Origin of the sequence: Prevotella sp. HMSC077E09 (assembly GCF_001814685.1) — a bacterium.
Taxonomy (GTDB): Bacteria; Bacteroidota; Bacteroidia; order Bacteroidales; family Bacteroidaceae; genus Prevotella; species Prevotella oris.
In genome coordinates this window covers 13,624-14,370 of sequence record NZ_KV817574.1, presented here as the reverse complement: position 1 = coordinate 14,370, position 747 = coordinate 13,624, and the positions used below count along the sequence as shown (strand labels likewise).

Annotated in this window: 1 CRISPR repeat array. The window is 33.6% G+C overall.

The features are described from left to right. Nucleotide 1 precedes the first annotated feature (1 nt). Nucleotides 2-747: a CRISPR direct-repeat array (repeat unit 29 nt; unit sequence TTTCAATTCCAATAAGGTTCAATTATAAC).

The window sequence follows — 747 nt, the reverse complement described above, 5'->3', positions numbered from 1 at the left end:
ATTTCAATTCCAATAAGGTTCAATTATAACTAAAGCGTTCAGATCCTTTCTTCCTGCCTAAATAGCCATTTCAATTCCAATAAGGTTCAATTATAACTGCTAAAGCAGCTATCGTCGCATTCTGAATATTCAGATTTCAATTCCAATAAGGTTCAATTATAACCTAAAGCAGCTATCGTCGCATTCTGAATATTTAAATTTCAATTCCAATAAGGTTCAATTATAACACCCATTACCATTACAAGCTGATTCTCGCCTGTCGATTTCAATTCCAATAAGGTTCAATTATAACGAACTACCTCGACACGCGACTTATTGCACTCGCATTATTTCAATTCCAATAAGGTTCAATTATAACCGTCAACCCTTCCTCTTTTGCCTTTGTCACAATCATATTTCAATTCCAATAAGGTTCAATTATAACAGACTATCGAAGAACTGTACTACGAGGTCACAGGTATTTCAATTCCAATAAGGTTCAATTATAACTGAATAGGGACAATGAATAGCTTTCACTTTTTTTGATTTCAATTCCAATAAGGTTCAATTATAACCACACACCTACACTTTAGAGGGTGTGCGATTGAGATTTCAATTCCAATAAGGTTCAATTATAACTGAGTGATGACAACAGATTGAGCTGGCAGCAATTCATTTCAATTCCAATAAGGTTCAATTATAACTTTCCATAGTTCCTTATCTTCGATGCCCTCTATAATTTCAATTCCAATAAGGTTCAATTATAAC